Source organism: Microbacterium marinilacus (genome assembly GCF_019753765.1).
Classification (GTDB): Bacteria; Actinomycetota; Actinomycetes; order Actinomycetales; family Microbacteriaceae; genus Microbacterium; species Microbacterium marinilacus.
This window is the reverse complement of record NZ_JAIJZW010000001.1, coordinates 611524-637233: the sequence shown is the minus strand read 5'-3', so window position 1 is coordinate 637233 and position 25710 is coordinate 611524. Positions and strand designations below refer to the sequence as shown.

The 25710-nt window shown below is 72.5% G+C and carries 24 protein-coding genes and 2 riboswitches; of the genes, 13 read left to right on the top strand and 11 right to left on the bottom strand.

The annotated features are described in order from the left end of the window. Window position 1 precedes the first annotated feature (1 nt). The 4 genes from K5S26_RS02890 to gcvT form a co-directional block, all read right to left on the bottom strand. Complete coding sequence (locus K5S26_RS02890; protein WP_221855774.1) at window positions 2–583, bottom strand: GNAT family N-acetyltransferase; 582 nt, start codon at window positions 581–583, stop codon at window positions 2–4. An 89-nt stretch (window positions 584–672) separates the two neighbouring features. After that, a complete protein-coding gene (gene gcvP, locus K5S26_RS02885; RefSeq protein ID WP_221855772.1) occupies window positions 673–3555 on the bottom strand; it encodes an aminomethyl-transferring glycine dehydrogenase in 2883 nt (960 codons plus the stop codon). Beyond that, window positions 3552–3938, bottom strand: a complete 387-nt coding sequence (gene gcvH, locus K5S26_RS02880; RefSeq protein WP_221855770.1) for a glycine cleavage system protein GcvH — start codon at window positions 3936–3938, stop codon at window positions 3552–3554. Before gcvH ends, gcvP begins: the two co-directional genes overlap by 4 nt. Further along, window positions 3935–5077 carry a glycine cleavage system aminomethyltransferase GcvT gene (gcvT, locus tag K5S26_RS02875; protein WP_221855768.1) on the bottom strand — a complete coding sequence of 381 codons (1143 nt, stop codon included), beginning with the start codon at window positions 5075–5077 and terminating at the stop codon, window positions 3935–3937. The genes gcvH and gcvT overlap by 4 nt, the downstream gene beginning before the upstream one ends. 41 nt (window positions 5078–5118) lie before the next feature. Next, a riboswitch (glycine riboswitch) is annotated at window positions 5119–5234 on the bottom strand. Window positions 5235–5257: 23 nt separating this feature from the next. After that, window positions 5258–5382: riboswitch (glycine riboswitch) on the bottom strand. 301 nt (window positions 5383–5683) lie between these two features. Between gcvT and K5S26_RS02870 the strand changes: the two genes are divergently transcribed. Then, window positions 5684–6259, top strand: coding sequence for an excalibur calcium-binding domain-containing protein (locus K5S26_RS02870; protein WP_221855766.1), 576 nt, complete (start codon window positions 5684–5686; stop codon window positions 6257–6259). A gap of 15 nt (window positions 6260–6274) precedes the next feature. Here K5S26_RS02870 and K5S26_RS02865 read toward each other — a convergent pair whose 3' ends face one another. Beyond that, window positions 6275–8053: an MDR family MFS transporter gene (locus tag K5S26_RS02865; RefSeq protein ID WP_221855764.1), complete on the bottom strand. Its 1779-nt coding sequence runs from the start codon at window positions 8051–8053 to the stop codon at window positions 6275–6277. A 115-nt stretch (window positions 8054–8168) separates the two neighbouring features. Here K5S26_RS02865 and K5S26_RS02860 point away from each other — a divergent pair, with 115 nt between their 5' ends. From K5S26_RS02860 to K5S26_RS02835, 6 genes are all read left to right on the top strand, one after another. Next, window positions 8169–8867: an NUDIX hydrolase gene (locus K5S26_RS02860; protein ID WP_308122730.1), complete on the top strand. Its 699-nt coding sequence runs from the start codon at window positions 8169–8171 to the stop codon at window positions 8865–8867. Between the two features lie 223 nt (window positions 8868–9090). Next, entirely contained in the window at window positions 9091–10425 is a 1335-nt protein-coding gene (nadA, locus tag K5S26_RS02855; protein WP_221855762.1) for a quinolinate synthase NadA, read from the top strand. 1 nt (window position 10426) lies between these two features. After that, window positions 10427–12007 (top strand): L-aspartate oxidase, encoded by a 1581-nt coding sequence (nadB, locus tag K5S26_RS02850; protein WP_221855760.1) that lies wholly within the window; start codon window positions 10427–10429, stop codon window positions 12005–12007. After that, window positions 12001–12873, top strand: a complete 873-nt coding sequence (gene nadC / locus K5S26_RS02845) for a carboxylating nicotinate-nucleotide diphosphorylase (protein WP_221855758.1) — start codon at window positions 12001–12003, stop codon at window positions 12871–12873. The genes nadB and nadC overlap by 7 nt, the downstream gene beginning before the upstream one ends. 3 nt (window positions 12874–12876) lie before the next feature. Beyond that, window positions 12877–14067, top strand: a complete 1191-nt coding sequence (locus K5S26_RS02840) for a cysteine desulfurase family protein (RefSeq protein ID WP_221855756.1) — start codon at window positions 12877–12879, stop codon at window positions 14065–14067. Window positions 14068–14211: 144 nt separating this feature from the next. Continuing rightward, on the top strand, window positions 14212–15108 hold the full coding sequence (locus tag K5S26_RS02835; protein ID WP_221855754.1) for a glycosyltransferase family 2 protein: 897 nt from the start codon (window positions 14212–14214) through the stop codon (window positions 15106–15108). 57 nt (window positions 15109–15165) lie between these two features. On the opposite strand, the gene K5S26_RS02830 is transcribed toward K5S26_RS02835, so the two are convergent. Both K5S26_RS02830 and K5S26_RS02825 read right to left on the bottom strand, forming a co-directional pair. Beyond that, the gene (locus tag K5S26_RS02830) at window positions 15166–15567 is read right to left on the bottom strand and encodes a barstar family protein (protein WP_221855752.1); all 402 of its coding nucleotides are present in this window, start codon (window positions 15565–15567) and stop codon (window positions 15166–15168) included. Further along, window positions 15564–17564, bottom strand: coding sequence for an ABC transporter ATP-binding protein (locus K5S26_RS02825; RefSeq protein WP_221855750.1), 2001 nt, complete (start codon window positions 17562–17564; stop codon window positions 15564–15566). Before K5S26_RS02825 ends, K5S26_RS02830 begins: the two co-directional genes overlap by 4 nt. Window positions 17565–17763: 199 nt before the next feature. On the opposite strand from K5S26_RS02825, the gene K5S26_RS02820 reads away from it, so the two are divergent. Beyond that, entirely contained in the window at window positions 17764–19257 is a 1494-nt protein-coding gene (locus K5S26_RS02820; protein ID WP_221855748.1) for a DHA2 family efflux MFS transporter permease subunit, read from the top strand. A 62-nt stretch (window positions 19258–19319) separates the two neighbouring features. Here K5S26_RS02820 and K5S26_RS02815 read toward each other — a convergent pair whose 3' ends face one another. Beyond that, window positions 19320–19529, bottom strand: coding sequence for a hypothetical protein (locus K5S26_RS02815; protein ID WP_221855746.1), 210 nt, complete (start codon window positions 19527–19529; stop codon window positions 19320–19322). Between the two features lie 56 nt (window positions 19530–19585). Next, a complete protein-coding gene (locus K5S26_RS02810) occupies window positions 19586–20194 on the bottom strand; it encodes a flavodoxin family protein (protein WP_221856036.1) in 609 nt (202 codons plus the stop codon). Between the two features lie 193 nt (window positions 20195–20387). Here K5S26_RS02810 and K5S26_RS02805 point away from each other — a divergent pair, with 193 nt between their 5' ends. Together K5S26_RS02805 and K5S26_RS02800 are read left to right on the top strand one after the other, a co-directional pair. Beyond that, window positions 20388–21098: an SGNH/GDSL hydrolase family protein gene (locus K5S26_RS02805; RefSeq protein ID WP_221855744.1), complete on the top strand. Its 711-nt coding sequence runs from the start codon at window positions 20388–20390 to the stop codon at window positions 21096–21098. Between the two features lie 101 nt (window positions 21099–21199). After that, on the top strand, window positions 21200–21616 hold the full coding sequence (locus tag K5S26_RS02800; protein ID WP_221855742.1) for a pyridoxamine 5'-phosphate oxidase family protein: 417 nt from the start codon (window positions 21200–21202) through the stop codon (window positions 21614–21616). 15 nt (window positions 21617–21631) lie between these two features. Here the strand turns inward: K5S26_RS02800 and K5S26_RS02795 are convergent, their stop codons facing one another. Beyond that, on the bottom strand, window positions 21632–21862 hold the full coding sequence (locus K5S26_RS02795) for a hypothetical protein (protein WP_221855741.1): 231 nt from the start codon (window positions 21860–21862) through the stop codon (window positions 21632–21634). A gap of 185 nt (window positions 21863–22047) precedes the next feature. On the opposite strand from K5S26_RS02795, the gene K5S26_RS02790 reads away from it, so the two are divergent. From K5S26_RS02790 to K5S26_RS02780, 3 genes are all read left to right on the top strand, one after another. After that, complete coding sequence (locus K5S26_RS02790) at window positions 22048–23946, top strand: penicillin-binding transpeptidase domain-containing protein (RefSeq protein ID WP_221855739.1); 1899 nt, start codon at window positions 22048–22050, stop codon at window positions 23944–23946. A gap of 34 nt (window positions 23947–23980) precedes the next feature. After that, window positions 23981–24274 (top strand): DUF1905 domain-containing protein, encoded by a 294-nt coding sequence (locus K5S26_RS02785; protein ID WP_221855737.1) that lies wholly within the window; start codon window positions 23981–23983, stop codon window positions 24272–24274. 105 nt (window positions 24275–24379) lie between these two features. Beyond that, window positions 24380–24955 carry a 1-acyl-sn-glycerol-3-phosphate acyltransferase gene (locus K5S26_RS02780; RefSeq protein ID WP_221855735.1) on the top strand — a complete coding sequence of 192 codons (576 nt, stop codon included), beginning with the start codon at window positions 24380–24382 and terminating at the stop codon, window positions 24953–24955. Between the two features lie 40 nt (window positions 24956–24995). On the opposite strand, the gene K5S26_RS18575 is transcribed toward K5S26_RS02780, so the two are convergent. Beyond that, a complete protein-coding gene (locus K5S26_RS18575; RefSeq protein WP_246603417.1) occupies window positions 24996–25676 on the bottom strand; it encodes a G5 domain-containing protein in 681 nt (226 codons plus the stop codon). Window positions 25677–25710 lie beyond the last annotated feature (34 nt).

Sequence of the window (25710 nt, the reverse complement as noted above, 5' to 3'; positions counted from 1 at the left end):
CTCAGCCGCCGATGCGGTGCTCGAGCCCTGCGCGCACCGACGGCCACTCGGTGTCGAGGATCGAGAAGACCACCGTGTCGCGGACGGTGCCGTTCGGCAGGATCCGATGGTTGCGCAGCACGCCGTCCTGCTTCGCGCCGAGCCGGGCGATCGCGGCGCGCGACTGGTGGTTGTGCCAGTGCGTCAGGAACTGCACGACGATGCAGCCGAGCTGGTCGAAGGCGCGCTCGAGCAGCAGCAGCTTCGCCGCGGGGTTGACCCCGGTGCCGTGCGCGGCGCGGCCGAGCCACGTGTAGCCGATCTCGACACGCCGGTTCGGCTCGTCGAAGGTGGTCATCGTGGTCATGCCGACCGCCCGGCCGGAGGCCGCGTCCACCACCGCCCACGGCGCCATCAGCCCCTGAGCCTGCAGAGACAGCCGCCGATCGATCTCGGCGGACATCCCCTCGGGCGAGGGCACGCTGGTGTACCAGGCACGGTGCAGGTCGCCGACGGCGTCCGCGAGGTCGTCGCGGTGGTCCGGCGCCAGCGGCTCCAGCCGGACGAGGCGGTTGTGCAGGATCGGCGTCTCGGCGAAGCTCACGACGTCACGCTACCGAATCGCGAGAATCCCCTCCCGCGCTGAGAATGCGTGTGGTGCATGCATTCCCGGCGCGGGAAGGGATTGTCGGGTCAGGCGAAGGCGTCCACCGGAGGGCAGGCGCAGACGAGGTTGCGGTCGCCGTAGGCCTGGTCGACCCGCCTCACCGGCGGCCAGTACTTCGCCTCGGCCGTGCCCGCGGGGTAGACGGCGAGCTCGCGCTCGTACGGGTGCGGCCAGTCGCTTGCGACGGCCGCCGCCGCGGTGTGCGGCGCGTTGGCGAGCGGGTTGTCGTCGGCCGGCCACTCCCCCGCACCCACGCGCTCGGCCTCCGTGTGGATGGCGATCATCGCGTCGACGAAGCGTTCGAGCTCCGCGAGGTCCTCCGACTCGGTCGGCTCGACCATGAGGGTCCCCGCGACCGGGAACGACATGGTCGGCGCATGGAAGCCGTAGTCGATCAGCCGCTTGGCGACGTCGTCGACGGAGACCCCCGTCCGCTCCTTGAGCGGGCGCAGGTCGAGGATGCACTCGTGGGCGACGAGGCCGCTCTCGCCCGTGTAGAGCACCGGGTAGTGGTCCTTCAGCCGCGCGGCGACGTAGTTCGCCGCCAGCACCGCGGCGCTCGTCGCCTCGGTCAGGCCCTCGCGCCCCATCATCCGGATGTACGACCACGTGATCGGCAGGATGCCCGCGGATCCGTAGGGCGCTGCCGAGACCGGACCGATTCCGGCGGTGTCGCCGTCGCCCTGCGCCGCGTCGTGCGAGGGCAGGAACGGCGCGAGATGCGCCTTCGCCGCCACGGGGCCCACGCCCGGCCCGCCGCCCCCGTGCGGGATGGCGAACGTCTTGTGCAGGTTGAGGTGCGAGACGTCGCCGCCCAGGTCGCCGAACCGACTGTGGCCGACGAGCGCGTTGAGGTTGGCGCCGTCGATGTAGACCTGGCCGCCCGCCTCGTGCACCGCCGCGGTGATGTCGAGCACGTCGTGCTCGTACACCCCGTGCGTCGACGGGTACGTGATCATCAGCGCCGCGAGCGAGTCGGCGTGCGCCGCGATCTTCGCGCGGAGGTCGTCGAGGTCGACGTTGCCGCCCTCATCCGTGGCGACGACGACCACCCTCATGCCCGCCAGCACCGCGGACGCCGCGTTGGTGCCGTGCGCCGACGACGGGATCAGGCAGACGTCGCGGTGCACGTCGCCGCGCGAGCGGTGGTAGCCGCGGATCGCGAGCAGGCCGGCGAGCTCCCCCTGCGAGCCGGCGTTCGGCTGCAGCGACACCGCGTCGTAGCCGGTGACGTCCGCCAGCCAGGCCTCGAGCTGGTCGATCATCTCGAGGTAGCCCGGCACGTCTTCGCGCGGCGCGAACGGGTGGATCCGCCCGAACTCCGGCCAGGTGATCGCCGCCATCGCGGTCGCGGCGTTCAGCTTCATGGTGCAGGAGCCGAGCGGGATCATGCCGCGGTCGAGCGCGTAGTCCTTGTCGGCGAGGCGCTTGAGGTAGCGCATCATCGCCGTCTCGCTGCGGTGGGAGTGGAAGACGGGGTGGGTGAGGTACTCGTCGGCGCGCCGCAGCGACTCGGGCACCTTCGCGGCACCCTGCCCGCCCACGTAGCCGAACGACCTCTCCGCGGGGCCGCCGAACGCGACCGCCACGCGGTGGAGATCGGTCATCGTCGTCGCCTCGCCGACGGAGACACCGACGGTGTCGGCGTCGAACCGGTGCAGCTGCACCCCGCCCTCCCGCGCCCGGGCGACGACCTCGCCGGCCCGGCCGGGAACGCGGACCGTCAGCGTGTCGAAGAACGTGTCGTTCACGATCTCGACGCCGGTCTCGGCGATCCAGTCGCGCAGCAGGCCGGTCTTCGTCATCACCTCTGACGCGATCGCGCGCAGCCCGTCGGGGCCGTGATAGACCGCGTACATGGACGCCATGACCGCGAGCAGCACCTGCGCCGTGCAGATGTTCGAGGTCGCCTTCTCGCGCCGGATGTGCTGCTCGCGCGTCTGCAGCGCGAGGCGGTACGCGGGACGCCCCTCGGCGTCGACGGACACGCCGACCAGCCGACCGGGCAGCTGACGCTCCAGCCCCTGGCGCACCGCCATGTAGCCCGCGTGCGGTCCGCCGAAGCCGAGCGGCACGCCGAAGCGCTGAGTGGAGCCCACGACCACGTCGGCTCCCATCGAGCCGGGCGACGCCAGCAGGGTCAACGACATCAGGTCGGCGGCGACGACCGTCTGGCCGCCCGCGACGTGCACGGCGTCGATCGTGCCCGACGGATCCCACACGCGCCCGGACGCACCGGGGTACTGCACGAGCGCGCCGAAGACGCCCTCGGGCAGGGGCGCGCCGCCGGCGAGGTCGAGCTCCACGAGCTCGATCCCCAGCGCCTCCGCGCGCACGGCCAGCACCGCCTTGGTCTGCGGCAGCGCGTCGGCGTCGACGACGAAGACGTTCCCGCCCCCGCGCACCGCGCGTCGCGCCACGAGCATGCCCTCGACGACGGCGGTCGCCTCGTCCAGCATCGACGAGTTCGCGACGGGGAGGCCGGCGAGGTCGCCGACCATCGTCTGGAAGTTCAGCAGCGCCTCGAGACGCCCCTGCGAGATCTCCGGCTGGTACGGCGTGTAGGCGGTGTACCAGGAGGGGTTCTCCAGCACGTTCCGCTGGATGACCGACGGGGTGAGCGTGTCGCTGTAGCCGAGGCCGATCATGGGGGTCAGCACGCGGTTGCGCGCCGCGATCTCGCGCAGCTCCGCGAGCGCCTCGGCCTCCGAGAGCCCGTGCTGCGGCAGCGCGCCCGCTCCCTGCGGCGCACCGGTGCGGATGACCGACGGCACCGCGGCGCCCATGAACCGCTCTGCGGCCGTGCGGTCCTCGTCGGCGGGCACGCCGACCGCATCGACCATCGCGTCCTGGTCGGCGGCGGAGGTGCCGATGTGACGCTGGGCGTACGACCCCCGAGCGATGATCATGCCTGTCCCGTCAGAGCGACGTACGCGTCGCGGTCGAGCAGGTCGCCCGGCTCCTCCGCGAGGCGCACCCGGATGAGCCACGCGCCGAACGCGTCGCTGTTGACCAGTCCGGGATCGGCGTCCACGTCGGCGTTGACCTCGACCACCTCGCCGGTGGCGGGCGCGTAGAGCTCGGAGACCGACTTGGTGGACTCGATCTCGCCGAACACCTGTCCGGCGGTGATGGTGCTGCCGACGGCGGGCAGGTCGACGTAGACGACGTCGCCCAGCTGGTCGGCCGCGAAGTCGGTCACCCCGACCGTGGCGATCGTCTCGCCGGCGTCGGAGCCGAGGGCGACCCACTCGTGCTCGGCGGTGTACTTGAGGGCGGTGAGATCGGTCATGAGTTCCTCCGGTAGAACGGCAGGGCGGTGACGGCGGCCGGGATGCGCGTGCCGCGGACGTCGATGGTCAGGTCGGGGGCGTCGGCGGCGGCAGGCTGCACGAACGCCATGGCGATGGGGTGGCCCAGGGTCGGGCTGAGCGCGCCGCTCGTGATCTCTCCGACGAGGGCATCCCCGCGGTACACGCCGTAACCGGCACGCCCGGCGCGGCGGCCGTCGGCGGTCAGGCCGATGAGCACCGGGGCGTCGGGGCGCGGCTCGGTGGCGGCGACCCCGACGAAGTCGGACTTGCCCGCCGGGACGACCCGGCCGAGGCCGGCCTGGGCGGGCACGACGTCGCGGGAGAGCTCGTGGCCGTAGAGCGGCATCCCGGCCTCCAGTCGCAGGGTGTCTCGCGCGGCGAGCCCCGCCGGCACGAGGCCGTTCGGCTCGCCCGCCTCGAGCAGCGCGCGCCACAGCGCGGCGGCCGCGGAGACCGGCACCAGCAGCTCGAAGCCGTCCTCGCCGGTGTACCCGGTGCGCGCGATCAGCAGCGGCTCGCCCCGGAACGCGGCGGCGCCCCAGGCGTAGTTGCGGATCTCGTCGAGTGGACGGGTGAGCTCGTCCACGCCCGCGGTCTCGGCCAGGATGCGCGCGGCCGCGGGGCCCTGCAGGGCGACCAGCGCGTAGTCGTCGCTCTGGTCCTCGACGGTCGCGTCGAACCCGGCGACGCGGTCGGTCAGCACGCGCGCGACGCTCTCGCGGTTGCCGGCGTTGGCGATCACGAGGTACTGCTCGTCCTGCAGCCGGTAGACGATCAGGTCGTCGATGATCCCGCCGTCCTCAGCGAGCACCATCGTGTACTTCGCCTTGCCGACCGCGACCGCGGACGCGATGCCCGCGAGGGCGTGGTCGAGGAACGCGCCCGCTCCCGGGCCCTCGACGAGGATCTCGCCCATGTGCGAGATGTCGAACAGGCCCGAGGCCTGCCGAACGGCGTGGTGCTCGGCGAGGTCGGAGGTGTAGCGGACGGGCATCATCCAGCCGCCGAAGTCGGTGAACGCGGCGCCGAGCGCCTCGTGCTCGCCGCGCAGCGGCGTGTCGCGCGGCTCGTCGCCGGCGTCGGGGGGCACGTCTCCTGTGAGACCGAGTGGATCCATGAGTTCTCCTCGCACCCGGGGCTCGGATGAGACCCGGGAAGAACTCCCCCTCTGTCATGGACCTGAGAGCTTCGGCGCGCTGCCCTTCGATCGAGAAGGGTGCTTTCGTCTTTCACCGTCGGCGGGAGCGTGGGCTCCGCTTTCCAGAGTGGCCCTGACATCTCAGCTGACGGCAGTCAGGTGAGCCGCACGGTACGTGCACCTGAGAGATTGGCGGGGAGGCTTGCTCCTTCGGTGTCGCCGTCGCACCCGGTGATCGCACTGCGTGCGGTCCGTGCGCCCGGCGACTCTCCCGTGCGGGTCATGGGGCCGTATTCGGTTGTGCCACGCCATCGGAAGCGCGCGGTGCTCGCGCCAGCCTATCGCCCCCGACACCCGTCGCGAAGAGGCCGAGCCGGGCGGCGCGCCGCTCTCGGCGTCCGACCAGCGGGAGCGTGTCCCGCGGCAGGGCGGTGACGACGCTATGCTCTTGCCGCCGACGCGGGAAAGCGGGCCACGCGGCAGGTCTCCGGCGACGACGCCGGGGAGACGGGGCGGTCATCGCCTCGCCGCAGCGCCCGCGCACTCGCTCGCGCCGACGCGCGGGCGCCCCACGGAAGAGGAACCATGAGCACAGCCGCCCCCGTTCGGCGCGCCCGGTCCGCACGCATCGCGATCGCCGTCGCCGCGGTCATCTCGCTGTCACCCCTCGGTGCGACCGGCGCCCAGGCGGCGACGAGCGCCGCACAGGCCCCGACGCACGTGACGACACAGGAGCTCGTCTCGACCGGCGCCGCCGTCGCCGCCGCGAAGAAGAAGCTGACGTCGTCGACGCCGAAGCTCTCGGGCAGGTCCAAGGTCGGCCAGCGGATCACGGCGAAGCCGGGATCGTGGACGTCCGGGACACGGCTGACCTACCAGTGGCTGCGCAACGGCAAGGCGATCGGCGGAGCGACGAAGCCGACGTACACGCCCGTCAAGGCGGACGCGGGCAAGAAGCTCTCCGTGAAGGTGACGGGAACGAAGGCCGGCTACGCCTCGACGTCCCGCACCTCAGCCGGGCGCACCATCGCGGCGGTCGCGACCGGGCGGTATGCGAACTGCACGGCGGCCCACCGGGCCGGCGTCACTCCGATCTACCGCGGCGAGCCCGGCTACGCGCTGAAGCTCGACCGCGACAAGGACGGCATCGCCTGCGAGTAGCCGGCCCGCGGCCGGTCAGCGCCGATCGCCGCGCTTGCCGGTGCCGGTCTGCTCGGGAAGGACGATCTGCCCGGTCTCCACGAGCTCTCGGAACCCCTCGCCGCCGCGCTCGGCCGGCTCGAGCGCGGCGAGCTCGGCGCCCAGCTCCTCCTCGATCTGCTCGGCCGCGGTCTTGCGCGACAGCGGAAGGTTGGGCAGGAAGCACACGCAGAGGAACGTGACGATCGCGAGGGGCACCACCAGCAGGAACAGGAAGGCGATCGAGTCGCCGTAGCTGCTCTCGACGACCGTGCGGACGGGCTCGCACAGCTGGCCGACGGCCGGCACCGCGCCGGTGCCCAGGGCGTCCACGCTGTCGGCGCAGTCCGGGTTGTCCACCAGCAGCGACGGCACCTGCAGCGTCGGGTCGATCTTCTCCAGGAGCGCGCTCAGGCCGTCCTTGATCCGGTCGCCCACCTGGGCGCCGAGCACCGAGCCGAGGACGGACACGCCCACCGTGCCGCCGAGGCTGCGGAAGAACGTCACCGCGCCGCTGCCGGCGCCGAGCTGCGTGGCCGGCAGCGAGTTCTGGGTGACCAGCACGAGGTTCTGCATCAGCACGCCCGACCCGAGGCCCAGCAGGAACATGTTGAGCCAGACCGACCAGATGTCGGTGTCGTAGTGGATGCGGGACATCAGCGCGAGGCCCGCGAGCAGCGCGACCGACCCGCCGATCACGAACGGCTTCCACCGACCGGTGCGCGAGATCGCCTGCCCCACGCCGACGGCGCCCGCCATCGAGCCGATCACCATGGGGATCGTCGCGAGCCCGGAGTCGGTCGGGGTGAGCCCGCGCGCGAACTGCAGGTACTGGCTGAGGAACACCGAGGTGCCGAACATCGTCACGCCGACCGCCACGGACGCGACCGAGGCGAGGGCGAAGGTCCGCTGGGCGAAGAGCCGCACCGGGATGATCGGCTCCTCGACGAGGAACTCCGTCACGATCGCCGCGATCGTCAGCACGGCGCCGATGCTCACCAGGACGATGCTGTTGGTGGAGTCCCACGGGAACCCGCCGGTGTCCTCGGTCTTGCCTCCGAGGCTGATCCAGATCAGCAGGATGCTGATGCCGGACACGATCAGCCCGGCGCCGAGGTAATCGATCTTCACCTTGCGGCGGATGTCGGAGACGTGCAGGGTCGCCTGGATCATCACGAACGCCACGACCGCGATCGGCGCGCAGACGAAGAAGCACCATTCCCAGCCCCAGCTGTCGGCGATCACGCCGCCGAGCAGGGGCCCGCCGATCTGGCCGACGGCCATCACCGCGCCCATGATGCCCATGTACTTGCCGCGCTCGCGCGGGCTGATGATGTCGGCGATCACGACCTGACCGAGCGCCATCAGGCCACCGGTGCCGAGGGCCTGGACGAAGCGCCAGCCGATCAGCCACGACGCGCCTCCCTCGTGCGTCGCGCCGCCGATCTGGCCGGCGAAGCCCGCGGCGACGGTGGCGACGGTGAAGATCGCCAGCGCCAGCTGCAGCAGGAGCTTGCGGTTGAAGATGTCGGCGAGCTTGCCCCAGATCGGCGTGCTGACGGTCATCGAGAGGAACGCGGCGACGAGCACCCACGTGTACTCGGTGTTGGTGCCGTTCAGATCGGACATGATCCGCGGCATGGGCGTCGCGACGACGGTCGACGAGACGAGCACGACGAACATCGCGGCCATCAGGCCCGAGATCGCCTGCAGCACCTGCGCCGGGCGCATCGTCGGGGTCGAGGACGTGGCAGGGCGCGCAGGTTCCGTTGACATATCTCAACTGTCGTCCTCTTGGTTGAGCAAAGTCAAATGACGGAGGCCCGGCGCGGCGCGACCCTTCGCGCGGGTCGCCTCGGCGGGCGCGGGCCGAGCGAATAGGCTCGACGACGTGAGCCAGCTCAGCCCCGGCCCCGGTGACGCGATCCGCGTGGCCGTGTCCGCCGTGATCTTCTCGCTGCGCTCGGACCCGGACGCCGACCGGCTGATGATCCCGCTGGTCAGGCGGACCCGCGCGCCTCACGAGGGCATGTGGGCGCTGCCCGGCGGATGGCCGGGCACGACGGAGGGGCTCGACGACGCAGCCGCGCGCACGCTCGCCGAGACGACGGCGCTCACCCCCAGCTATCTCGAGCAGCTCTACACGTTCGGCGACGTCGACCGCTCGCCCACCCGGGTGGTCTCGGTCGTCTACTGGGCGCTGCTGCGCTCCGACCTGGTCGACGCCCAGCGCGCCGTGGCGGGCGCGCCGGAGAACGTCGAGTGGTTCGACGTCGACGACCTTCCCGCGCTCGCGTTCGACCACAACCACATCGCGGGGTACGCGCTCTGGCGACTGCGCAACAAGGTCGGCTACAGCCGCATCGCCGCGGGCCTGCTGCCCGACGAGTTCACCCTGACCGAGCTGCGCGAGGTGTACGAGACCGTGCTGGGCCGACGGCTGGACCCGTCGAACTTCCGCCGCCTGCTCGAAGGGTCCGAGGAGCTCGTGCCGACCGAGTCGTTCCGCACGGGCAAGCACCGCCCGGCACGCCTCTATCGCTACAACGCCGACGCCGAGGTGGAGACGCTCGGGCCGCTCGAGGCCTGACCGCCACCCCGTCGCCCATCCGGCCGAGCTGAGTGCCATATGGCACTCGGCCATCCGGCGTGAGTGCCATATGGCACTCGGCGATGCGGCGTGAGTGCCATATGGCACTCGCGGAGCTCGCGCGGGCACGTCCGGGCGCACGCTGTTTGCAGTTCTGGTCAGTTCGACTTAATCTGACGTCGACGCAGTAAAAGTCGAGCCGACCAGAACGCGAGGGCGCACCATGACCGCCTCCCCATCGACACTCCCCGCACGCGCCGTCGTCGCGTCGGTGGACCGCGGCATCCGGGCGATCGTGTCGGGGACGGCGGGCGGCAGCACGTGCACGACCGAGCTCGCCGCCTCACCCTGGACGTTCGACGCCGCCCCCGGGTACGGCCCCGGTGCATCGATGGGCGACGTGATCCCGACGGGCGCTCCCCGGCAGGGCGTGCTGCCGACCGAGTACCGCGAGGCCTCGGAGAGCGAGCTGCACGCGAGGATCGCGGCGGCGAAGCGGGTGCTCGGCGATCGGGTGGTCGTGCTCGGCCACTTCTACCAGCGCGACGAGGTCGTGCGGCATGCCGACTACGTCGGCGACTCGTTCCAGCTCGCGAAGGCGGCCCAGGCGCATCCGGAGGCCGAGGCCATCGTCTTCTGCGGCGTGCACTTCATGGCCGAGACGGCGGACCTGCTGTCCGGACGGGAGCAGGCGGTGATCCTGCCGAACCTCGCGGCCGGCTGCTCGATGGCGGACATGGCCGACATCGATCAGGTCGAGGACTGCTGGGAGCAGCTCGAGGACGTGTACGGGCCGCTCGATCGTCCCGGCGAGGACGGCCTGGTGCCGATCGTGCCGGTGACGTACATGAACTCGTCGGCGGCGATCAAGGGCTTCGTCGGCCGGCACGGCGGCATCGTGTGCACGTCGTCGAACGCCCGGACCGTGCTCGAGTGGGCCTTCGCGCGCGGTCGCCGCGTGCTGTTCTTCCCCGACCAGCACCTGGGCCGCAACACCGCCAAAGCCATGGGCGTGCCGCTCGAGGCGATGCCGATGTGGAACCCGAACCGCGCGCTCGGCGGGTCGTCGTCGGAGCAGCTGCAGGACGCCCGCGTGATCCTGTGGCACGGCTTCTGCTCGGTGCACCGACGTTTCACGGTGGACCAGATCGAGCGGGCCCGCGCCGAGCACCCCGGGGTGAGGGTCATCGTGCATCCCGAGTGCCCGATGCCGGTGGTGGACGCCGCCGACGAGGCCGGATCCACCGACGTCATCCGCCGCGCGATCGAGGACGCCGTCGAGCCGACGGTCTTCGCCATCGGCACCGAGATCAACCTCGTCCAGCGCCTGGCGGCAGCGCATCCCCGTCACACGGTCTTCTGCCTCGATCCGGTCGTGTGCCCGTGCTCCACCATGTACCGGATCCATCCCGGGTACCTCGCCTGGACCCTCGAGGAGCTCGTCGCAGGTCGCGTCGTCAACCGGATCGAGGTGCCGGGAGCCGTCGCCGACCCGGCGCGGCTGGCGCTGGAACGCATGCTGGCCTGCGCGCCGCAGGCCACGGCCCGGACGGCCTGACGTGCCGCACGCGATCGTCGTCGGCACCGGGATCGCCGGCCTGACGTGCGCGCTGCACGCGGCCTCCCGCGGAGTCGACGTGACGCTCGTGACGAAGGACGCCGCCGATCACGGGGCGACGCGGCTCGCGCAGGGCGGCATCGCGGGCGTGGTCTTCCCGGAAGACCGGATCAAGGATCACGTGCGCGACACGCTGATCGCCGGCGCCGGACTCTGCGACGAGGCCGCCGTGCGGGCCGTCGTCACCGAGGGGCCGCACCGCATCGACGAGCTGGCACGACGCGGCGTCGCCTTCGATCGCGACGGCAGCGGACGCCTGCGCCGTGGCCTCGAGGCTGCCCACTCCTTCCCGCGGATCCTGCACGCCGGCGGCGACGCCACCGGTCTCGCGATCGAGACGGCCCTGCTGCGGGCGACGCGGCAGACGGGTATCCGGATCGTGGAGCATGCCCTCCTCATGGACCTGCTCACGCGCGACGGCGCCGTCACGGGCGTGCGCCTGTTCATCGGCGGGCGACCGGCCGAGCTGCGGGCCGACGCCGTCGTGCTCGCCACCGGCGGTGCGGGACAGCTGTACTCCCGCACCACGAACCCGGCGGTCGCGACGGCGGACGGGATCGGCGCGGCTCTGCGAGCGGGCGCGGAGGCGCGCGACCTGGAGTTCGTGCAGTTCCATCCGACCGTCCTCCTCGGCGGACGACGACTGCCCGCATCGGGCGCCGGCGACGCGTTCCTCGTGTCGGAGGCCGTGCGCGGGGAGGGAGCCACGCTGATCGACGAGGACGGGCGGCGATTCGTCTTCGACGCGCATCCCGACGGCGAGCTCGCTCCGCGGGACGTGGTCGCCCGCGCCATCGCCGCGCGCATGAACGCCCAGCGCGGGCGCCCCGTGAGACTCGACGCGACGTCTGTGCGAGGCCTGACCGAGCGCTTCCCCTCCATCGACGCCGCCGTGCGCGAGCGGGGGCTCGACTGGACGCGGGAGCCCATCCCGGTGACACCAGCCGCCCACTACCTGATGGGCGGCGTCCGCACCGACCTGCGCGGACGCACCACCCTGCCGGGCCTGTACGCGGTCGGCGAGACCGCCTGCACGGGCGTGCACGGCGCGAACCGCCTGGCGTCGAACTCGCTGCTCGAGGCCGCGGTGTTCGGCGCCCGCGCGGCCGCGGACATCGCGGACGGCGGCGGGGCGCATCCCGTCGCCGTCTCCGCGCCGCGCCCTGCCGTCACGGAATCGGCGCGAGGCGGAGGCGATCCGGCCACGAGCGCCGAGCCCTTCAGCCGCCCGGCGCTGCAGCGCGTGATGTGGCGGCACGTCGGACTGACTCGGGACGGGGACGGCCTCGCCCGCGCGGCCCGCGCCATCTCGGTCTGGCGCCGGTCCGCGAGCCCGGCGGGCACCCCCGCCGAGCACGAGGACGCGAACCTGCTGCTCGTCGCCGAGGCCGTGGTCACGGCGGCGAGCGCGCGGCGCCGCTCCGTCGGCGCCCATTTCCGCAGCGACGACCCCGCACCGCCCGAACTGCCCTCCTCGTCACCCGCCCGAGAGGCGCTCGTCCCTTCAGGAGCCCCATGCTGACCCCGCAGACCGTCGACCGCGTCGTCTCCGCCGCGCTGGAGGAGGACGCGCCCTGGGGCGACCTCACCAGCCGGGCCTTCCTGCCCGACGGCGCAGACGCTCGGGCCGAGCTCGTCGCGCGCGAGCCGGGCGTGTTCAGCGGCGGCGAGGTGTTCGCCGCCGCATTCCGCCTCACCGACCCGGCGGTCGTCGTCGAGACGCGCGTGGCGGATGGCGCGGCGTTCGCCTCCGGCGCCGTGCTGGCCGCGGTCGCGGGCCCGGCCCGGGCTGTGCTCACGGCCGAGCGGGTCGCTCTCAACTTCGTGCAGCGGATGTCGGGCATCGCGACGCTGACCTCGCGATACGTCGCGCAGGTCTCCCACACCGCCGCGCGCATCGTCGACACCCGGAAGACGACCCCGGGTCTGCGAGCCTTCGAACGGCACGCCGTGCGATCCGGGGGCGGCGCCAACCACCGCTTCTCGCTCTCCGACGCCGTCATGGCGAAGGACAACCACCTGGCCGTGCTGACGGCCGGCACGGCAGAGTCCGACTACGCGACGGCGCTCACGGCCGCCCTGCGGGCGGGGGCCGCCCGCCTGCCGCACACCGTGCACGTGGAGGTGGAGGTCGACCGCGTCGAGCAGATCGAGCCGGTGCTCGCCGGCGGCGCGCGCACGGTGATGCTCGACAACTTCTCGCTCCACGATCTCCGGCGCGGCGTCGAGCTGATCGCCGGACGCGCGATCGTGGAGGCGTCGGGCGGCGTGACCTTGGAGACCGTCCGCGCGATCGCCGAGACGGGCGTCGACGTGATCTCGGTCGGAGCGCTCACGCACTCCGCGGCCGCGCTCGACCTCGGGCTGGACGTCGTCGTCGGGGGCTGACTCATGCGGTATCTGGACGCCCTGTATCTCGACAACGCCGCGACCGCTCCCGTGCGACGGGAGGTCCTTGAGGCGATGGCGCCGCACCTGACGACGGAGTTCGGCAACCCGTCCAGTCGCCACGGTGCGGGAGAGCGGGCGGCGAACGCGCTCGAGGACGCGCGCTCGCGCGTCGCCGCCGTGGTGGGCATGCGCCGCGGCGACATCGTCTTCACCTCGGGTGGCACCGAGGCGAACAACCTCGCGGTGAAGGGCGTGGCGGTCGCGGCGATGCTGGAGCGTCGACGCCGGGACCACGTGAGGCATCCCCCCGCGAGCGCCGGACACATCGTCATCACCTCGATCGAGCACGAGTCGGTGCTGCGCTCCGCCGCGCATCTCGAGGCGGTGCACGGCATCGAGGTCGGTGTCGTCCCCGTCGACCGTCACGGCCTCGTGGACCCCGCCGACGTGGGCGAGACGATCCGCGACGACACCGAGCTCGTCTCGGTCGCCTACGCGAACAACGAGGTGGGCACGGTGCAGGATCTGGTCGGCATCCGTGCCGCGATCGGCCGGATCCCGTTGCACACCGATGCCGTGCAGGCCGCCGGCTGGCTGCCGCTCTCCGGGCTGCCGGTGGACGCGCTCACGATCGCCGGGCACAAGATCGGGGCCCCGAAGGGCACCGGGGCGCTGGCGGTCCGCGGAAGGGTGCCGATCGAGCCGCTGCTGCACGGAGGCGGACAGGAGCGCGGCCGACGCAGCGGCACCGAGTCGGTCGCGGGGGCCGTGGCGCTGGCGACGGCCCTGGAGCTCGCCGAGTCCGAACGCGTCGCGAACGCCGAGCGGGTGGGGGCGCTGCGCGACGAGCTCATCACCCGGGTGCTCGCCCTCGTCCCCTCGGCGCGCCTCACCGGACACCCGACCCGGCGCCTGCCGGGCACTGCGAGCTTCACGTTCGCGGGCGCCGACGGCCCCGGGACGAGCGGGGAGGCGGTGCTGCTCGAGCTGGAGCGCCGCGGGGTGCTGTCCTCCAGCGGCTCTGCGTGCGCCGCCGGCAGCTCCGATCCGTCGCACGTGCTCCTGGGCATGGGCGTGTCCGCCGACGCCGCCCAGACCGCGCTGCGCATCTCCCTCGCCCACGACCACCGGACGCGGCTCGTCGACGTCGCGGAGGCGGTCGCGGCGTCCGTCGCCGCCGTCCATCGCTGACCCCGTCACCTCGGCCGTCGCGCGCGGCAAGCGGGAACGTCCGGGCGTCGGGGCGGCGTGCCGCCGGGACATGCCGTCGAGCGGCCCCGTGCATGCTGCGTCGTGCGCGAGCCGAGCCCGACCCCGCGGCCGTAGGATCGCGGGGTGCCCTCCCCCGCCGCGGAACCGCTCGTCACCGTGATCGTGCCGGGGTGGGACGTCGCCCCGTACGCCGCGGAGGCTCTGGAGTCGCTCCGGGCCCAGACGCTCGACGCCTGGCGCGCGATCCTGGTGGACGACGGGTCCGCCGACGGCACGGGCGACGTGTTCGCCCGCTTCGCGCGCGACGACACGAGGTTCACCGTCGTCTCGCACCCGGCGCAGCGCGGACTCGGCGCCGCTCGCAACACGGGGCTGGAGCTCGCCGACACCCCGTACATCGCGTTCCTCGACGCCGACGACGTCATGCTGCCGCGCGCGCTCGAGCTGCTGATCGGATCGCTCGAGCGCACCGGCAGCGACATCGCGGTCGGTCAGTACGCCCGGCTGCGCCCGACCGAAGAGGGCTACGCGCCCTCGCCCGTGCAGCCGTGGGTCGTCGCGTCGACCGCGCCGCCGCGGGAACGAGCGACCCTCGGCACGCACCCCGAGGTCACCGGCAACATCGCCGTGTGGTCGAAGGCCTACCGGGCATCGCTGTGGCGCTCGCTGCGGTTCCCGCAGGGGCTGTACGAGGACCAGGCGGTGACGCAGCTTCTCTACGCGCGGGCCGCCGCGATCGACACCGTCGCCGAGCCCGTCGTGCACTGGCGGGTACGCGCCGAGGGCACCTCGATCACGCAGCGCGAGGCTGATCCGGTCGTGCTCGCCGGCGCGCTCTCGGCGCTGCGCGACGGGCTCGACGTCCTGCATCGCGAGGCGCCGCCGAACGCCCACCAGGCGCGCGTCGCACAGATCCTGCGGATGGACGTGCCGCGCCTCGCCGGCCTGGATCTCGACGCCGCCTCGCGCGCGGCCGTGGACGCCTTCGCCGCGGAGGTCGAGGCGTCCCTCGCCCTCTGACCCGCCCGCCGACCCGGTGCCCGCCGACCCGCTGTCCTCGGACCTGATGCGCCGGCGTCAGGCGCGCACGAGGTCGATGTTCGGGTGCGAAGCGATGATCTCGAGCACGATGTCGATGTAGGTCGGCCCTGTCCCGGCCTCGAGCGCCTCGAGGTCGGCGCGGATCCTCGCCTCGTCGAACGTGCCCGGCCGCTCCAGCTTCGCCCGCAGCCACGCGCGGGTGGCCTCCACGCCGAGCGCGGCGGCGCTCTGCGCGAACCCGCGCCAGCGCAGGATCACCGGCTCGCCGCCCTGGATCTCGCCGTACCCGCCGTAGAGGAGGTCGTCCAGCGCATCGAGACTCTGCCCGAGACGCCACTCCACCCCGCTCATCAGCGCACGGTCGAGCTCGGCGTACAGCGAGGGGATGTCCCGGATCCGGGTGCCGTCGATCTCGACGGTCCTGACGTCGACGCTCATGCCTCGGGCACCGGTCCGGGGATGGACGACTGCACGAGCACCACCGGTGTCGTCGGCACCGGGTCGTCGTCGGCGGGCGGACGGTCGGCACGACGATCGGGATGGTCGGCCGCCTCGCCCTCGGCCTCGAGGACGCGGCTCGCCGCCAGCTGCTCCTCCGCGAGCTCGGCGTACAGCCCGCCTCTCGCCAGCAGCTCGGAGTGCGTGCCCGACTCCACGATGCGGCCGGCATCGACGACGTGGATCACGTCGGCGTCGATGACCGTCGACAGCCGGTGGGCGATCGACAGCGTCGTCCGACCGGCGGCCGCCGCATCCAGCGCCTCCTGGACGATGCGCTCCGACACCGTGTCGAGCGCGCTCGTCGCCTCGTCGAGCAGCAGCACCGGCGGGTCCTTCAGCAGCACCCGGGCGATCGCGATCCGCTGCTTCTCGCCGCCCGAGAGGCGGTAGCCGCGCTCCCCCACCACGGTGTCGTAGCCGTCCTCGAACCCCGCGACGATGTGGTGGATGTTCGCCTTGCGGCACGCGTCCTCGATCTGCTCGTCCGTGGCGTCCGGCCGCGCGTAGCGCAGGTTCTCGCGGATCGTGGCGTGGAACAGATAGGTCTCCTGCGACACGATCCCCACGTGGTCGATGATCGACTCCTGCGACAGCTCGCGCACGTCCCGCCCGGCGAACAGCACCTGCCCCGCCGAGGCCTCGTACATCCGCGGGGTCAGATACAGGACGGTCGTCTTGCCCGCACCGCTCGGACCGACGAACGCCACCTGCTGGCCGGGCTCGGCGACGAAGGAGACCCCACGGAGCGTCGGGCGCGAGTCGGCCGCCGCATCCGGGTACCGGAACGACACGTCGCGGAACTCGATGCGGCCGACGGGGCCCGGCGCGTCCGTCACCGACGCCGCACCGGGGGCGTCCTCGATCGCGGGCTTCAGGTCGAGGTACTCGAAGATGCGGGCGAACAGCGCCGCGGACGTCTGCAGGTCGAGCGCCACCCGCATCAGGCCGATCAGGGGCTGGAGCAGCCGCGCCTGCACGGTCGTGAACGCCACGACGGTGCCCGCGGTGATCGCGCCGGGCGCACCGGCGAGCAGGAACCCCGCGACGAGGTAGATGACGGCGGGGACGCTGGCCATCAGCACGTGCACCACCGCGAAGAAGCCCTGACCGCTCATCGCCTGCCTCACCTGCAGCGAGATCTGGTTGCGGTTCTCGCTCGCGTAGCGCGCCGACTCGGTGCGCTGGCGGTTGAACGACTTCGACAGCAGGATGCCCGAGACGCTCAGCGTCTCCTGCGTGATCGCGGTCAGCTCCGACAGCGACTGCTGGGTGGCGGCGGCGATCCTGGCGCGGACCTGCCCGACCCGGCGCTGCACGACGACGAGCACCGGCATCATCACCACCGCGATGAGGGTCAGGCGCCAGTCGATCAGGATCATCGACACCAGGGCGCCGATCACCGTGACGGCGTTGCCCAGGATGCTCGTGACCGTGTTGGTGAGAACGCCCGAGACGCCCCCCACGTCGTTCTGCAGGCGCGACTGGATCACGCCGGTCTTGGTGCGGGTGAAGAACCCGAGCTCCATCGCCTGCAGGTGCTCGAACATCCGCACCCGGAGATCGCCGGTCACCCGGTTCCCGACGTTGGAGGTGAACCAGGTCTGGGCGACGCCCACGAGCGCGCTGGCGACGTAGAGCCCGACCATCAGGGCCACGAGCCTCACCAGCAGGCCCGTGTCGACCGCGCCGCCGTCCGTGGGGAACAGCGCGTCGTCGAAGATCCGCTGGATGACGAGCGGCGGGATGACGCCCAGGGCCGCGCCGACGACGACGAGCAGCACGGTCACGGCGATGCGTCCGCGGTAGGGGCGGAACATCGCCACCACTCGGCGACCGAGATCGGGGATGCGCGGGGCCTCGGCGTTCTGCCGTCGCAGCGCGTCCTCGTCGCCGCGTGCGAACCCCACGCGCGCGCCGCGCATCCCCATGCTCATGCGGCCAGCCTAAGACGGCCTGCGCCGCCGATCTCGGCGCAGGCCGGGTGACGGCCGGGTGAACTCCTGCCGATCGGGAATGCCGCGGCGAGCCCCGCCGTTACGCTGGAACGTCGGCCTGCGTGATCACGCGTCCTCGTGCCGTCCCACCCGTCTGATGCCGCGTCCGGGTGCTTCGCCCTTTCCCTCGAGGAGATCAATGACAGCCACAGACATGAGTCCCCGCACCGGATCCGTCCCCGCGGCGCCCGAGATCGATCCGAAGGGCATGCGCGTGGTCTGGCTGCTGCTGATCGCCGCCTTCGTCGCGATCCTCAACGAGACGACGATGAGCATCGCGATCCCGCACCTCAACGTCGACCTGGGCGTGCCGCCCGAGCTCGGCCAGTGGCTGACGAGCGCGTTCATGCTGACGATGGCCGTGGTGATCCCGACCACCGGCTTCCTCCTGCAGCGGCTGACCACACGGCAAGCCTTCGTCGTCGCGATGTCGCTGTTCACCGCCGGCACGATCATCTGCCTGGTCGCCCCGGGCTTCACCCTGCTGCTGATCGGCCGCATCGTGCAGGCCGCAGGTACCGCCATCACCATGCCTCTGCTGATGACCACGGTGATGTCGGTCGTGCCGGCGCACGCCCGCGGCCGCATCATGGGCCGCGTCGGCATCGTGATCTCGCTCGCCCCGGCGATCGGCCCCACGCTCGCCGGCGTGCTGCTCGACATCGCCAACTGGCGCTGGATCTTCGGCACGGTGCTGCCGTTCGCGGTCGTGGCGCTGGTGATCGGCATCCGGCTGCTCACCAACCTCGGCGAGACCTCGCGCGCGCCGCTCGACGTGTTCTCGGTCGTGCTGTCGGCGCTGGCGTTCGGCGGACTGGTGTTCGGCCTGACCCAGATCGGCGGCTCGCACGGCGGCGAGACCACGGCGACGGCCGAGTCGCCCGTGCTGGCGATCGCCATCATCGCCGGCTCGGTGGTGCTGCTCGCCGGCTTCATCTGGCGTCAGATCGTGCTGCAGCGGATCGACGACGCGCTGCTCGACCTGCGGGTGTTCGCGTCGCGCAACTTCACCATGTCGATCGTCGTGATGGGGATCCTGTCGCTGGCGATGTTCGGCACGTTCACCGCGCTGCCGCTGTACATGCAGAACGTCGTGGGGCTGTCGGCCACGGAGTCGGGCCTCATCGTGCTGCCCGGCGCGATCGTCATGGGCCTGCTCGGCCCGATCATCGGCCGCATCTACGACGCGCGGGGGCCGAGGGTCACGCTGATCCCCGGCACGATGCTCGTCGCCGGCGTGATGGCGTTCTACGCCACGCTCACCGAGGGCACGCCGGTCGTCGCCCTGGTGATCGCGCAGACGGTGATGTCGGTCGGCATGGCGATGTCGTTCACGCCGATCTTCTCGGCGTCGCTCGGGTCGCTGCAGCGCCGCTTCTACTCGCACGGCTCCGCGGTCCTGAACACCCTGCAGCAGGTGGCGGGCGCGGCCGGCGTCGCGGTGCTGATCACCACGATGTCGTCGGTCTCGGCGGCGCAGGAGGCGAGCGGGGTGGCGGAGCTCGCCGCGGGAGCCGCCGGCGCACGCGCCGCGTTCCTCTTCTCGGCGATCGTCGCGATCGTCGCAGTCGTGGCGGCGTTCTTCGTCCGCAAGCCGGTCGACAACCCGGAGGGCGTCGGCGCGGCCCACTGAGCCGTCGACATCACACGACGAAGCGCCGGCCCGGTCATCCGGGTCGGCGCTTCGCCGTCGGGTCAGCGACGCGGGTCTGTCGTGCGGCGCGCCGTCGCAGACGGCAGCGCGCACGCTCCGCCCGAGCAGAGCCCGGCCGAGGCGGCGGCGTCGCCGAGCAGCGTGAGCGGTGCGACGCCCGGCGCCGACAGCAGAGCGGGGGCGCTCACCGGCGCCGTAGGCCGTGCGGCCTGGTCCGCGGCGGAAACGACAGCGTCTTCATGCGAAGTCACGCGCGCCATGCTACGCCTGCTTTCCGATCATCGGGGCCGTCCGCTGCCGGCGGTCCTCAGTCCTGCGGTGCGGGGTAGGCGTGCTCGCCCAGCAGAGCCGCGAGATGGGCGGCGTTCTGCGCGAGCGTCTCCGTCGTGCTGGCGACCTTCTCCGGGGTCTCCGACAGATCGCGGTAGTCGACGGTCTGCATCGCCTCACCGTTCCAGTACACGCTGCCCTGGGCGGGGATCGTGTACCCGACGTCGTTCAGCCCCTGGAAGGCGTCCGCGATGATCGCGTGCGCGCCGTCCTCGTTGCCGACGACGGCCACGACGGCCACCTTTCCGGCGAGGATCGGGCGCCCGTCGTCGTCGGTCTCGGACAGCTCGGCGTCCAGGCGCTCCAGCACGCGCTGGGCGACGCTCGACATGTGCCCCATCCACGTGGGCGTGCCGAGCACGAGGATGTCGGCGTCGAGCACCTTCTGACGCAGCTTCGGCCACTCGTCGCCGTCCCCCATGTCGGCGAGGACGCCGGGGCGGACGTCGTGGTCCACCACGCGCACCTGCTCGCCCTCGACACCGAGCGCCGAGAGCGCGTCGAGCACCTGGCTGTTCAGCAGCGCGGTGCTGGAGGGGGCGGGAGAAGGGCTGAGCGTGCAGTTGAGCGCGAGGGCGCGGAGCATGGGTGCCTCCAGGTTCTTGGGCCGCGCGAGCCGCGGCATGCTCCTTACTCAACGCCCTGGCCGGCGATCGCGCGCGGGGGTTGACAGCGCCGCCGTCGGCGCCCGTTCGCCGCCGCGTGAGGACACGCGGAGGGTGCGCGTGGTGGACGCCGCGTTCAGGGTTCGGTGAGGCGGCGCGCGAGAGGGTGGTCTGATGCGTCGTTCCCGGATCGTGCTGTCCGCCCTCGGTGCGGCGGTCGTCGTCGCGGCGGGGACGGCCGTGGTCGCCGCCGCGCTCTCCGACGCCCCGGCTGGCACTCCGTGCGACGGCTTCGAGGCCTACGAGCAGCGCTACGGGAAGATCGAGACGCTCGGCGACGGAGAGCGCACGATCGCCGTGCTCGGCGACTCGTACTCGGCCGGCGACGAGGCATCCGACCGTGGCAGCCGGTGGACCGATCGGCTCGTCGCGCTCGATCCGCAGCTCACGCTGCTGCTCGACGCGGTGCCTTCCACCGGCTTCGTCAACGACGGGCAGTGCGGGGCGGACGCCTTCGGCACGCGCATCGACCCCCTGGTGCGCGAGGCGACGAGGGCAGACGGCTTCCTCGTCATCCAGGGCGGCCTCAACGACGTCCACGTCGGGCCCGACGACGTCGAGCGGGCCGCGGCCGCGGTGCTCGACGCCGCGTCGAGCGCGCCGGGTGTCGCCGTGATCGGCCCCCTCGACGTGCCCGGCCACGATGACGAGGACGAGGTGGACGCCGTCCTCTCGCGGCTCGCGCAGGAGCGTGGCCTCACGTACGTCTCCACGCTCGGCTGGGACCTGCCCGTCGGGTCGGACGGGGTGCACCTCACCGCCGACGGGCACGGCGAGTACGCGCGGCGAGTGCTCGACGCCCTCGTCGACGCGGGACTGCTCTGACCCGAGGCACGCGGTCCGAGCAGCGCCATGGTGGGCCCGCGGACGTACCATCGAGTCACCGCAGGGTCGCGGGCCCGTCCCGGGCGCGAGGAGGATGAGCGATGATCATCACGCTGAGCGAGCACGAGTGCAGGCAGCTTCTGCCGACGACGACGGTGGGCCGGCTGGGCTTCGTCTACCAGCACCGCGTCCAGATCATCCCCGTCAACTACCTGCTCCACGACGGAGACGTGGTGGTGCGCACCTCTCCCGACGGGGTGCTGTCGTCGCTGGCGGACGGCGAAGGTCCCGTCTCCTTCGAGGTCGACTTCCACGACGCCAGCCGCGGGGCCGGCTGGAGCGTGCTGATGAGCGGCTCGGTCGTCGCGATGGCCGAGGAGGAGGCGTCGTCCATCGCTGGTGCGTCCCGTGTGGTGCCGTGGGCGGGCGGGTCCCGTCCGCTTCACCTGCGCTTCTCGCCGGCGACGGTGTCGGGCAGGCGTGTGCAGCGCCGACGCGACGACCACGCCGACTTCTGACGGCGCGGTCGAGCGTCAGGCGTCGCCGCGGTCTCGCACGGCGTCGGCGTGGCGCTTCGCCGCAGCCAGCACCTCGCCGAGGCCTTCACTCTCGCGGTCGTCCACCTGCGCCTCGCCGACCGCCGTCGACGACGCGTACCGATGGACGACCTCGACGAGGTCGACCAGGAACTGCGCGCGTCCTTCCTCGTCCAGGGGCTTGAGCTGCTGTTCGATGTCCGCGGCGAGCATGGTGTCGAGAGTCATGCCGCGAACGTACGCCGGGCCCGCCGGGAGACGCCAGGGGTTGCGACGCCGTCCCAACGCGGTCTACGGGTGCCGCTGTCGCACGCGCGCGCAGGTCGCGGCGCGCCCTCCGCGCGCGCGTCCGCCTGTCGGCCTGCCAGGATGGCGGTGCACCCCCGTGGCTTGTCGGAAGGATCCTGAGTCCCATGCCCCTCGCGCTGAAGCCTGTCCGTCTGAAGCCCGTCGCCGCCGCGGCCCTCGTCCTTCTACTGCTGCCGCTCAGCGCATGCTCGAACGCCAGCGAGGAGGCTGCGCGCGCCGCCGTCGACGACCTCACCGCTGCGCTCTCGTCGCACACGCTGGAGGGCGCGCCGCTCACGGATGCGGACGCCGCAGCGACCTTCGAGCAGCAGGTGTCGCCTCTGAGCGGCTACGACGTCTCGGTGACGGCCGACGAGGTCGAGCGCGACGGCTCGGAGGGCACCGTGGTGCTGCATTGGGCGTGGGACGTCGAGGGCAACGAGTGGACGTACGACACCACGGCCGCGCTCGTCGAGGGCGAGGAGAGCTGGGCGGTCGAGTGGACCCCGTCGACGTTCCTGCCGGAGCTGGCGGCGGACGAGACGATCGAGATCAGCCGCCGCTTCGACGAGCGCGCGGACATCCTCGGCGCCGGCGACGAGCCGATCGTCACCGAGCGGCCCGTGGGCCGCTTCGGCCTGGACAAGACGCGGATCGAGGCCGAGCAGGTGGGCGACTCGGCCGAGCGCATCGCCACCGCCGTCGGCATCGACCCCGCCGCGTTCCGCGCCACGGCCGAGGCGGCGGGCACCGAGGCGTTCGTGGAGGCGCTCGTCGTGCGAGAGGGCGAGGAGCACCTCCACGTGAGCGACGACTTCGACAGCATTCCCGGCGCCCTGGTGGTCGAGGACGCCTTGCCGCTGGCGCCCACGCGCACGTTCGCCCGCGAGGTGCTGGGCGTGGTCGGCGATGCGACCGCCGAGATCGTCGAGGCCTCCGAGGGCGCGGTGCAGGCAGGCGACCGCGTCGGGCTCTCGGGCCTGCAGCGCACCCACGACACCACGCTGCGCGGCACGCCGGACATCGTGATCGACGCGGTCGACGCCGAAGACGAGCGGCGCGAGATCGCCCGTTGGGACGGCACGGACCCCGAGCCCCTCGTGCTCACGCTCGACACGGCGATGCAGACCGGTGCCGAGGAGATCCTTGCGACCCTCGGCGACGAGCCGCCCGCGAGCGCCATCGTCGCGATCCGGCCGTCGACCGGGGAGATCCTGGCGGCGGCCAACGGCGCGGGGGCCCAGGGTGGGAACATCGCGACCACGGGTTCCTACGCACCGGGCTCCACCTTCAAGCTGGTCACCGCCCTCGCCCTGCTGCGCGCCGGGGTGACGCTCGACGAGGTCGTGACGTGCGCGCCCGACCTCACGGTCGACGGCTACACGTTCCAGAACTACGACGACTATCCGGCCGCCGCCGTCGGCGAGGTCTCTTTCCGCACCGCGATCGCCAACTCGTGCAACACCGCGCTGATCGGCCTGCGCGACCGGATCGGCGACGGCGAGCTCGCCGAAGCGGCGGCATCGCTCGGCCTGGGGGCGGAGATCGACCTCGGCTACCCCGCCGGCCTCGGACAGGTGCCCGAGCCGGAGGGCGAGACCGAGAAGGCGGCCGACCTGATCGGGCAGGGCCGTGTGACCGCCACGCCGCTGGCCATGGCGACGGTCGCGGCGTCCATCCAGGCCGGGCGCACCGTCGTCCCTCATCTGATCGCCGACCGGACCGAGGAGGCCGACCCCGCACAACCGCTCACCGCCGAGGAGGCGGACGCGCTGCAGCAGCTGATGCGCGCGGTCGTCACCGACGGATCGGCGACCTTCCTGGCCGGGATCCCCGGCGAGCCCGTGGGCGCGAAGACGGGCACCGCCGAGTACGGCGAGCCGAATGAGGAGGGTGACCTCTCCACCCATGCATGGATGGTCGGGACGCACGGCGATCTCGCCGTCGCGGTGTTCGTCGAGTCGGGGACGTCGGGCGCGGTGACGGCGGGGCCGCTGCTGGCGGCGATGTTCGAGCGCTGGTGACCCCGGCGGAGGACGTCACGCTACGCTCGGCGACATGTCGTGGCGGTTCGAGGCCGAGCTGATCGAGTGGCGCGGGCCGGCGCCGTTCGTCTTCGCCCCGCTCCCGGCGGAGGCGTCGGCGGACGTCAAGGCGGCGGCGCGCGGCCTGATGTACTGGGGGCAGGTCCCCGTCGTGGCGACCATCGGCGCCACCGAGTTCGACACGGCGATGTGGCCGAAGGACGGTCGCTTCCTGCTCCCGATCAAAGTCGCCGTGCAGCGAGCCGAGCGCGTCGATGTCGGAGACCTCGTGTCCGCGGTCGTGCGCCTGCCGGACGAGATCGTCTGACGGCGATGAGGCCGCAACCCCTGGGTGCAGCAGGGCAACCGCTGCAGAGGACGAGACGCGAGCCTCGATTCGGGCGGCGCATCCGCGGTGATCTACGGTGGGACGATGCTCCGACGCCTGACCGCCCGCGTGTTCTGGCGGTTCAGCCGCTGGACCCTCGTCTCGCAGCCGGCTCCCGATCGTCCCACGGTGCTCATCGGCGCCCCGCACACGTCGAACTGGGACTTCGTGCTGATGCTCGCGATCGCGTGGCAGCTGCGCATCGACGTGCGATGGCTCGGCAAGAAGAGCCTGTTCCACGGCTGGCGTGGGCCTGTCATGCGGGCGCTGGGCGGCATCCCCGTCGACCGCTCGGACCCGGGCGACGTCGTCACGCAGGTCGTCTCGCGGGTGCGGGCGGGCGAGGTGTTCGGCCTGGTCGTCACGCCCGACGGAACGCGCGGCGCTCACACCCACTGGAAGTCGGGCTTCTACCGGATCGCCCGCGACGCGCACATGCCCGTCACCCTCGGGTTCGTCGACCGCACGACGATGACCACCGGTCTCGGGCCGACCATCGAGCTGACCGGAGACGTCGCGGGCGACATGGACCGCATCCGCGCCTTCTACGCCGACAAGGCGGGCTTCACCCCTGCCCTGCGCGTGGAGCCGCGGCTTCGCGACGAGGCCTCTCGGCCCTGACCGCTGCGGCGAGCGCGGTCGCTGTCCGGGTCACGGCTGCTCAGGGCTCGCAGGCGTAGCCGTCGCCGTCACGATCGAGGTCGTAGACATCGGTGCCGACGACGCGGGCGACCCCGTCGAAGTACGCCGGCCCGTTGCCGCTGCCGCCGGCGCAGTCGACGTCGCTGGCGACGGGCACGCAGGCATCGGCGTAGTTCGGATCGCAGCCGCCCGTTTCCGCCACGGGCTCCGGCTCAGGCGGCGGCGCCTGGTAGGTGCCCACGGCGGTCACCCTGTCGACGGCCGGGGTGGTCACGACGTCGGACACCAACGCCCGCTCGATCTCCTCACCGTCGAGCTCGGTGATCCGGTACGTCAGAGTCCGCTCGCCGTCCCGTCCCTGCACCGTGACCTGGCTCTGCCCGACCGGCAGAGTCGCATCGTCGACGGACGTCTCGGCGAAAGCGACGGCCTCGATCACCGCTTCCTCGCGCACGATCGGCGTGGGTGTGGGGGTCGGCGTGGGCGTCGGCGTGGGCGTGGGAGTCGACCGTGACGTCGGCGCGGCCGCGGGCTCGGCGGACACGGGCGCGGAGAACCCCGCCGCCGTTGTGTCGTCCTCCTGGGATCCGGACACGGCGGCCGCGCCGATGCCGCCGGCGAGCAGGAGCGCCACCGCCGCGGTCGCGGTCATCGTGACGCGGCGGGAGGCCCCGCGCGGCGGTCTGCGGTGCGTGCTCATCTTCGTCGCCTGTCTGCTGCTCTGCGGCCAGGGA

What these genes read in the sequence shown, in the direction of transcription:
- K5S26_RS02830 (WP_221855752.1), bottom strand. Translation starts at nt 15,567, where the DNA reads ATGAGCGTCGACGTCAGGACCGTCGAGATCGACGGCACCCGGATCCGG.
- K5S26_RS02785 (WP_221855737.1), top strand. Translation starts at nt 23,981, where the DNA reads ATGTCGTGGCGGTTCGAGGCCGAGCTGATCGAGTGGCGCGGGCCGGCG.
- gcvT (WP_221855768.1), bottom strand. Translation starts at nt 5,077, where the DNA reads ATGGATCCACTCGGTCTCACAGGAGACGTGCCCCCCGACGCCGGCGAC.
- nadC (WP_221855758.1), top strand. Translation starts at nt 12,001, where the DNA reads ATGCTGACCCCGCAGACCGTCGACCGCGTCGTCTCCGCCGCGCTGGAG.
- K5S26_RS02840 (WP_221855756.1), top strand. Translation starts at nt 12,877, where the DNA reads ATGCGGTATCTGGACGCCCTGTATCTCGACAACGCCGCGACCGCTCCC.
- K5S26_RS02820 (WP_221855748.1), top strand. Translation starts at nt 17,764, where the DNA reads ATGACAGCCACAGACATGAGTCCCCGCACCGGATCCGTCCCCGCGGCG.
- K5S26_RS02865 (WP_221855764.1), bottom strand. Translation starts at nt 8,053, where the DNA reads ATGTCAACGGAACCTGCGCGCCCTGCCACGTCCTCGACCCCGACGATG.
- K5S26_RS02795 (WP_221855741.1), bottom strand. Translation starts at nt 21,862, where the DNA reads ATGACTCTCGACACCATGCTCGCCGCGGACATCGAACAGCAGCTCAAG.
- K5S26_RS02825 (WP_221855750.1), bottom strand. Translation starts at nt 17,564, where the DNA reads ATGAGCATGGGGATGCGCGGCGCGCGCGTGGGGTTCGCACGCGGCGAC.
- K5S26_RS02800 (WP_221855742.1), top strand. Translation starts at nt 21,200, where the DNA reads ATGATCATCACGCTGAGCGAGCACGAGTGCAGGCAGCTTCTGCCGACG.
- K5S26_RS02790 (WP_221855739.1), top strand. Translation starts at nt 22,048, where the DNA reads ATGCCCCTCGCGCTGAAGCCTGTCCGTCTGAAGCCCGTCGCCGCCGCG.
- nadA (WP_221855762.1), top strand. Translation starts at nt 9,091, where the DNA reads ATGACCGCCTCCCCATCGACACTCCCCGCACGCGCCGTCGTCGCGTCG.
- gcvP (WP_221855772.1), bottom strand. Translation starts at nt 3,555, where the DNA reads ATGATCATCGCTCGGGGGTCGTACGCCCAGCGTCACATCGGCACCTCC.
- K5S26_RS02780 (WP_221855735.1), top strand. Translation starts at nt 24,380, where the DNA reads ATGCTCCGACGCCTGACCGCCCGCGTGTTCTGGCGGTTCAGCCGCTGG.
- K5S26_RS02805 (WP_221855744.1), top strand. Translation starts at nt 20,388, where the DNA reads ATGCGTCGTTCCCGGATCGTGCTGTCCGCCCTCGGTGCGGCGGTCGTC.
- K5S26_RS02870 (WP_221855766.1), top strand. Translation starts at nt 5,684, where the DNA reads ATGAGCACAGCCGCCCCCGTTCGGCGCGCCCGGTCCGCACGCATCGCG.
- gcvH (WP_221855770.1), bottom strand. Translation starts at nt 3,938, where the DNA reads ATGACCGATCTCACCGCCCTCAAGTACACCGCCGAGCACGAGTGGGTC.
- K5S26_RS02810 (WP_221856036.1), bottom strand. Translation starts at nt 20,194, where the DNA reads ATGCTCCGCGCCCTCGCGCTCAACTGCACGCTCAGCCCTTCTCCCGCC.
- K5S26_RS18575 (WP_246603417.1), bottom strand. Translation starts at nt 25,676, where the DNA reads ATGAGCACGCACCGCAGACCGCCGCGCGGGGCCTCCCGCCGCGTCACG.